This window comes from Pseudomonas sp. S9 (assembly GCF_000222125.1).
GTDB lineage: Bacteria > Pseudomonadota > Gammaproteobacteria > Pseudomonadales > Pseudomonadaceae > Aquipseudomonas > Aquipseudomonas segetis.
Genome location: NZ_AFFX01000020.1, coordinates 1 through 7,850, shown reverse-complemented (window position 1 = coordinate 7,850; position 7,850 = coordinate 1). Strand labels below are relative to the sequence as shown.

Sequence of the window (7,850 nt, the reverse complement as noted above, 5' to 3'; positions counted from 1 at the left end):
GGATGGACTTCAGTTCTTGTGGATTCATTATTCGAACACCCTGGGGATAATTGTAGAGTCGGTACGAGTAACAAACCGAGGAAATACGTTATCGTACAACTATATAAATTGCCAACTGGATTTTTTATCCAGGCCGACGGAATGCTCGTGCTCGACGGAGATCGGGTTTTAATCCTGGCAAGGGATCGACGTTGGGCAACCCCTGCTCCAGATGGGTTGAAGCGCGAATTCTTGCCAATAACGCAGTGATCCTCCGGGCAGCTTTCTTTCCAAATCGTTAAAACATCGACTTTAGTCACGTTGACAAGCCGGAGAAGCCCTGTTGAAATCAGTCCATAAATAGTTATACGACAACGTATAACCACACAAACAATAACAATTTAAATGTCAGAGGCTACCTCATGACCACCCAATCCCCAGCCCAATCGCGCTTCTCACGCCTGCTGCTAACCGGCGCCGCTGGCGGCCTAGGCAAAGTACTACGTGAAAGCCTGCGGCCTTATGCAGACGTCATTCGTCTATCCGATATTGCGCCAATGGCACCCGCGACCGGCCCACATGAAGAGGTCGTTCCCTGCGACCTGTCTGACAAGGCAGCTGTGCATGCCCTGGTTGATGGCGTAGATGCCATCCTGCATTTTGGCGGGGTATCCGTAGAGCGTCCGTTCGAAGAGATCCTTGGCGCCAACATCAGCGGTACCTTCCACATCTATGAAGCGGCCCGCCTGCATGGCGTCAAGCGCGTGGTCTTCGCCAGCTCCAACCATGTAATCGGCTTCTACAAGCAAGACCAGACCCTCGATGCGCTCTCCCCTCGTCGTCCGGATGGTTACTACGGCCTGTCGAAATCCTACGGCGAAGACATGGCCAGCTTCTACTTCGATCGCTACGGCATCGAGACGGTCAGCATCCGCATCGGCTCCTCGTTCCCCGAGCCGCAGAACCGCCGCATGATGTCGACCTGGTTGAGCTTCGATGACCTGACCCAGCTGATCGAAAAGTCACTGTTCAGCGCCGATGTCGGCCACACCGTTGTCTACGGCGTATCGGACAATGCACAGGTGTGGTGGGACAACCGCTATGCCGCGCACCTGGGTTTCAACGCCAAGGACAGCTCAGAGGTGTTCCGCGACAAGGTCGAAGCGCAGCCACCAGTGGCGGCAGACGATCCCGCAGCGATTTACCAGGGTGGCGCTTTTGTTGCCGCAGGTCCTTTCGAGTAAGCCCAGCGGCTTAATCATCGGTCCCGTAAAACAACAAGAGACGCAGCCATGCAAGCCGAATTGATACTTGATGCCCGTAATAGCGTTGGCGAAAGCCCGGTCTGGAACGTGCAGGAACAATCATTGTATTGGGTCGATATTCCCGCCAGGCGCCTGCACAACTGGCAAGCCGCCAACGGGCAAACCCAAAGCTGGCAAGCCGAAGAGATGCTCGCCTGCATTGCCTGCCGCACCGAAGGCCAAGGCTGGATCGGCGCGATGCAAAGCGGCATTTTCGACCTGCAACCACAGCATGACGGCAGCTTGCGCACGCAACTGCTGGCTGGCGTCGAACATGCACAACCTGGCATGCGCTTCAATGACGGTCGCTGTGATCGCCAGGGTCGCTTCTGGGCCGGCAGCATGCTGCTGGATATGGCCGCAGGCGTTTCGGCAGGTGCGCTCTACCGCTTCACCGATGGCCAAATGACCAAACAGCTGGATAACTTCATCGTCCCCAATGGCCTGGGCTTCAGCCCGGACGGACGCACCCTTTACCTGTCCGACTCGCACCCCAGCGTGCAGATGATCTGGGCATTCGATTACGACACCGATGCAGGCACCGCGCATAACCGCCGCGTATTCGTCGATATGAATGCATTCCCTGGCCGCCCGGATGGCGCGGCGGTCGATGAAGACGGCTGCTACTGGATTTGCGGCAACGACGCCGGGCTCATTCATCGCTTCACCCCGGACGGACGCCTCGATCGCTCCCTGGCGGTACCGGTCAAGAAGCCTGCCATGTGCGCCTTTGGTGGCGCCGACCTGAGCACCCTATTTGTGACATCCATTCGACCCGAGGGTGATCTGTCCGATCAACCGCTGGCCGGTGGCGTGTTCGCCCTTCACTCGGGGACCAAAGGGCTACCTGAGCCCCTGTTCCGCGGCTGATCCACCCGCTGTTCAACACTGTTCGCAACACTGCACTCAAAAAACAACAAGACTGGAGATTCAAATGAATTTCAAACGCAAGTTGCTCATCGCTGCTCTCCCTTTGGCCTTTTGCCTGTCTAGCGCGGCTAACGCCCTGGAAATCAAATTCGCCGAGATCCACCCGGCAGGCTACCCGACAGTAGTTGCTGAAGAAGCGATGGGTAAGAAAATCGAAGAAGCCAGCAACGGCGACATCACCTTCAAAATGTTCCCGGGCGGCGTGCTCGGTTCAGAAAAGGAAGTGGTTGAGCAGACCCAAATCGGCGCCATCCAGATGACCCGCGTCAGCCTCGGCATCGTCGGTCCGGTTGTGCCGGATGTAAACGTGTTCAACATGCCATTCGTGTTCCGCGACAGGGAGCACATGCGCAAGATCATCGACGGTGAGATCGGCCAGGAAATCCTCGACAAGATCACCAACTCCGAATTCAACCTGGTCGCCCTGGCCTGGATGGGCGGCGTTACCCGCAACCTCTACACCAAGAAGCCCGTACGCAACATCGAAGACCTCAAGGGCATGAAGATTCGCGTCATGGGCAACCCGCTGTTCGTTGACATGATGACCGCCATGGGCGCCAACGGCATTGCCATGGACACCGGCGAGATCTTCAGCGCCCTGCAAACCGGTGTTATCGATGGTGCCGAGAACAACCCGCCAACCATGCTTGAGCACAACCACTATCAGAACGCCAAGTACTACACCCTCACTGGCCACCTGATCCTGCCTGAGCCAATTGTAATGTCCAAGGACACCTGGAACTCGCTGAGTGCCGAGCAACAAGCACTGGTGAAGAAAGTGGCCAAGGAAGCCCAATTGGAAGAACGCAAGTTGTGGGATGCCAAGTCGGCAGCCAGCGAAGAGAAGCTCAAAGCCGCGGGTGTTGAATTCATCACCGTCGACAAGAAGCCCTTCTACGACGCCACCGCTCCGATCCGTGAAAAATACGGCGCGCAATACGCTGACCTGATGAAGCGCATCGCCGACGTCAAGTAACAACCTACTCTCTATAAAGTCCTTGGCGGCAGGTGCAAGCCTGCCCCAAGGCAGCGTGGTGAAGTTAATGAAGAACACCCTGTTACGCGTCAACGACGTGATTTACACCAGCTGCATCTGGGTTGCCGGCCTGTCGGTGGCAACCATGGCCGTGATCATTCCCTGGGGCATTTTCACCCGTTATGTATTGGGCAGCGGCTCCAGTTGGCCAGAGCCAGTGGCAATCTTTTTAATGGTGCTTTTTACCTTTTTTGGCGCCGCCGCAAGCTACCGCGCGGGGGCTCACATGGCGGTATCCATGGCCACCGACCGCATGCCGCAACACCTGCAACGCTACATAGAAATACTGGTTCAGTTGCTGATGGCGACCATTGCCCTGTTTATGCTGATCTGGGGCATCAAGCTGTGCGCTGCGACCTGGCACCAATTCAATCCATCATTGCCTGACCTGCGCGTTGGCTTGTGCTATTCGCCTATTCCTCTGGGCGGCGCCTTGACCCTGGTATTTATTCTTGAACGCCTGTTCTTCGGCGACCAGAGCCGCCGCCGCGCGGTCGATTACGAACAACTAGAAGAAACCAACGAGGCCGTTTCGTAATGGACGCTTTTATTCTCTTGGGCAGCTTTTTGCTGCTGATCACTCTGCGCATGCCCGTGGCCTACGCCCTGGGTTTGTCTGCACTGGCCGGCGCCTTCTGGATCGGCATTCCGTTCCATGCGGTGATGATTCAAGTCGCAGGCGGGGTCAATAAATTCTCGTTGCTGGCAATCCCCTTTTTCGTGCTCGCCGGTGCAATCATGGCCGAGGGTGGCATGTCGGGTCGCCTCGTCGCATTCGCCAGCGTGCTGGTGGGCTTTGTCCTTGGCGGCCTGTCACTGGTCAATATCGTGGCATCGGCATTCTTCGGCGCGATTTCAGGCTCATCGGTTGCCGATACCGCATCGGTCGGCTCGGTACTGATCCCGGAGATGGCCCGCAAGGGTTACCCACGAGAGTTCTCCACTGCGGTGACCGTCAGTGGCTCAGTGCAGGCGCTGCTGACACCACCTAGCCACAACTCGGTGCTGTACTCCCTGGCCGCTGGCGGCACTGTGTCGATCTCGGCGCTGTTTATCGCCGGTATTGGCCCTGGCATTTTGCTGACCTGCGTGATGATGGGCATGTGCCTGATCTTCGCCAGACGCCGCAATTACCCTAAGGGCGAAGTGATCCCACTGAAGCAAGCGCTGAAAATATGCGTCGATGCGCTTTGGGGCCTGATGACCATGTTCATCATTATCGGCGGCATTCTCAGTGGTGTTTTTACCGCGACCGAATCAGCCGCCATTGCTGTTGTCTGGGCCTTCTTCGTGACCATGTTCATCTACCGTGACTACAAGTGGCACGAGTTGCCCAAGTTGATGCATCGCACGGTGCGCACCCTGTCGATCGTGATGATCTTGATCGCCTTCGCCGCCAGCTTCGGCTACATCATGACCCTGATGCAGATCCCGGCGAAAATCACCACGGCCTTCCTGACGCTGTCGGATAACCGCTATGTGATTCTGATGTGCATCAACGCCATGCTGCTGGTATTGGGCACGCTGATGGACATGGCGCCGCTGATCCTGATCCTGACGCCAATCCTGATGCCGGTCATCACTGGCCTGGGCATTGATCCGGTGCACTTCGGCATGATCATGCTGGTCAACCTGGGCATCGGCCTGATCACCCCACCGGTTGGTGCCGTGCTCTTTGTGGGCGCGGCCGTGGGCAAGGTCACCATCGAGAACACCGTCAAGGCGCTGCTGCCGTTCTACTGCGCATTGCTCATGGTGTTGATGGCCGTTACCTACATTCCAGCCATTTCACTTTGGTTGCCAAGCGTTCTGCTGTAGAGCGCTATAGTTTGGGCGCGCCGCCTCAATGGCGGCGCTCTCATTTATTCGCCAAGGAATACACCTGCTAATGTCTGCCACAGCCCCACTGCCCCGCCATATCGCCGTACTGATCCTGGCTGCGCTCGCATGCTCGTTCGCGGGCAACCACATTGCCGCACGGATTGCATTCGATCACGACACCGGCCTGCTGCTTGCCATGCTCTGCCGCGCAGGGGTGACCCTTCTGGTATTGGCGGCCTTGGTGTTCTATCGCGGTGAAGCACTGCGCTTGAGCCGCCAGACCTGGGGCTGGCAACTGGTACTTGGACTGCTGATTGCAGTGCAAAGCTTTTGCATCTACTCGGCAGTGATGCGTATCCCGGTTGCACTGGCGCTGCTGGTGGTCAACCTGGCGCCAATCTTTCTCGCCCTGCTCAGCTGGGCGCTCGGCGGGCCAGCGCCAACCCGCCGGGCCACGGTGCTGATGGCCACAATCCTGTTTGGCCTGGTCCTGGCGCTGGATGTACCCGCCCAACTTGCCAACCAGCGCGCTGTGGATGCGAGCTGGATTGAAGGCGTGCTGTTCAGCGCAACCGGTGCCGCCGTATTTGCCTGCGCGCTGTGGATAACGGCCCATCGCCTCGCGCCTGTGCCTGGTACGGTACGCAGCATGCTCACGTTACTAGTGGTGTTTGTCTCGACCGCACTAATCGGCGCCAGCGGCCTGCTGCCGGGCGGGATGGATCTACCTACGGCGCCAACGGGTTGGATCGCCCTTGCCTGCCTGGTCCTACTTTATGGAATGGCGTTTTCAGCGCTGTTCGTATTTGTCAGCCGACTGGACATTACCCGCAACGCTCCGGTCATGAACATCGAGCCAGTGGCGGGCCTGCTGTTTGGCTGGCTGATTCTGGACCAACTCCTCAATGGCTTGCAGATCGTCGGCGGCCTGATCGTGGTCTGCGGCGTCGTGCTGCTCGCCTCCAGCAAGCAACCCTGAAGCTCAATACCTAAAGCGCCGATCAACACCTGAGTACTGAACGAGTTATTCACTATGCCTGCCTCGTTGTTGCACCTGGAAGACCGCTTGACCCGCCTCAGCCTGATGCCTGCAGTTGGCGGTAGCATTGCCAACTGGAGCAGCAAGCTAACGGGCCAGCCATTGCTACGCCACAGCGATCAACAGGCATTGAGCAGCGGTTCACCGCGACCCCTGGCTTGCTACCCGCTGGCACCCTGGTCGAACCGTATCGCCGAAGGCGGCTTTGAATGCCCCAACGGTTGGCAAGCGCTTGCGCCAAACACTGACCACGATCCCTACCCAATCCACGGCAGCGCATGGCAACAAGCCTGGCAGGTTGATGAGCACAGCAACAGCCACGCACGCCTGAGCCTCAACAGCAGCGCGCCATTTGCCTACCGGGCAGAGCAGCATATTGAACTGAGCGATGGCCAGCTACGCATGTGCCTGCAAGTGACTCACCTGGCTGCAAACGCGGCATGGCATGGCCTGGGCTTTCACCCTTACCTGCCACGCACAGCGCAGACCCAGCTCTGCGCGAGCGCGCAACGGGTTTGGCGGGCAACTGGCGAGGCACTGCCAAACCGGCAAGACGCAATACCGCCCAACTGGCAATTCAACTCGGCTAGCCCATTACCCACCGAACTGGTCGACCACGCCTTCACTGGCTGGGACGGCAACTGCCTGATTATCCAAGCTGACGCCGGCTATCAACTGGCCTGCCAAGCCAAGGGCGCCGATTACTTCCTGCTGTTCTGCCCGGTTGACCGTGACTTCTTTTGTTTCGAGCCGGTGAGCCACCCGATAAACGCTCACCACCTGCCGGGCAGGCCGGGGTTGCAGCTATTGGAGCAAGGGCAGTCGATCCGGCTGGAATTCAGCCTGCACTATCAACCTCTAGGCCAAGCTGAACTCAGCGGTTAAATCCGGCGAGCCATTGGCAAAAAATGCGCGCGAGGGCCTCGCGTGTCCAGCAACTGGTATGGATGCCAAATCAATCAGGAAATAATCAAAAGTCATCCTATAACCAAAAAATTGAAATAACCTGGAATTACCGGAAGTGGTTAATTGACAAAATTATCACCAAGAATTCCTTGCGCCCAAAATATTTTAAAAACTCATTAAAAACAGTCATGTAGCAGCAAACTAGAGAAAATCAAATATTCCGTATCAGCCAAAAGTAGGCGTTGACAAGAACAAATCAGATTGCAAATAATCCGAATCGTTGTACGACAACGCACAACAAAATAATAATAAACAGAACAGGTCACACAATGACGACTACAAGCCGTTCAAATCGCTTGCCCCAAGGCCCGCAGCGCGGGACTGCCCTGCGCTCGACGCCAGCGTTGACAGACTAACCAGCCCCTATCTTCCCCTGTATCCCGCACCAGGCCATTTCGTCACGCCCACTAAAAGTGCCGTGCCATTTGCCTGGCAATAGAAACAACTCCAACTGGAGCAAAATAATAATGAGTTCACGCAAGATTCTTTCACTCGCAGTTGCCAGCGCCATTGCCGCATCCGCCCTGCCGCTGAGCAGCCAGGCTGCCGGTTTTGTAGAGGATGCCAAGGTCAACTTTGGCCTGCGCAACTTCTACATCAACCGTAACTTCGTAAACCCGGCCTACAACCAAGGCAAAGCCGAAGAGTGGACCCAGAGCTTTATGCTCGATGCTCGCTCAGGCTTCACCGAAGGCACTGTTGGCTTTGGTGTCGATGTACTCGCCATGACCGCGATCAAGCTCGACGGCGGACGCGGTACAGCCGGCACCGGTTT

8 protein-coding genes are annotated in these 7,850 nt (G+C 57.1%); all 8 read left to right on the top strand.

Annotated elements, in window-relative coordinates; all coding sequences use genetic code 11:
* Nucleotides 1-401 precede the first annotated feature (401 nt).
* Entirely contained in the window at nt 402-1,223 is an 822-nt protein-coding gene (locus PSES9_RS0122745) for an NAD-dependent epimerase/dehydratase family protein (protein ID WP_010490931.1), read from the top strand.
* A gap of 48 nt (nt 1,224-1,271) precedes the next feature.
* A complete protein-coding gene (locus PSES9_RS0122740) occupies nt 1,272-2,153 on the top strand; it encodes an SMP-30/gluconolactonase/LRE family protein (RefSeq protein ID WP_010490930.1) in 882 nt (293 codons plus the stop codon).
* 64 nt (nt 2,154-2,217) lie between these two features.
* Complete coding sequence (locus tag PSES9_RS0122735) at nt 2,218-3,189, top strand: TRAP transporter substrate-binding protein (protein ID WP_010490929.1); 972 nt, start codon at nt 2,218-2,220, stop codon at nt 3,187-3,189.
* A 67-nt stretch (nt 3,190-3,256) separates the two neighbouring features.
* Nucleotides 3,257-3,787: a TRAP transporter small permease gene (locus PSES9_RS0122730; protein ID WP_010490928.1), complete on the top strand. Its 531-nt coding sequence runs from the start codon at nt 3,257-3,259 to the stop codon at nt 3,785-3,787.
* Complete coding sequence (locus tag PSES9_RS0122725; protein ID WP_010490927.1) at nt 3,787-5,067, top strand: TRAP transporter large permease; 1,281 nt, start codon at nt 3,787-3,789, stop codon at nt 5,065-5,067. Before PSES9_RS0122730 ends, PSES9_RS0122725 begins: the two co-directional genes overlap by 1 nt.
* 70 nt (nt 5,068-5,137) lie before the next feature.
* Nucleotides 5,138-6,049 carry an EamA family transporter gene (locus PSES9_RS0122720; protein ID WP_010490924.1) on the top strand — a complete coding sequence of 304 codons (912 nt, stop codon included), beginning with the start codon at nt 5,138-5,140 and terminating at the stop codon, nt 6,047-6,049.
* A gap of 54 nt (nt 6,050-6,103) precedes the next feature.
* On the top strand, nt 6,104-6,994 hold the full coding sequence (locus PSES9_RS0122715; protein ID WP_010490923.1) for an aldose 1-epimerase: 891 nt from the start codon (nt 6,104-6,106) through the stop codon (nt 6,992-6,994).
* 548 nt (nt 6,995-7,542) lie between these two features.
* Nucleotides 7,543-7,850 (top strand): OprD family outer membrane porin (locus PSES9_RS24200; protein ID WP_010490922.1); only part of this gene is annotated, 308 nt, incomplete at its 3' end.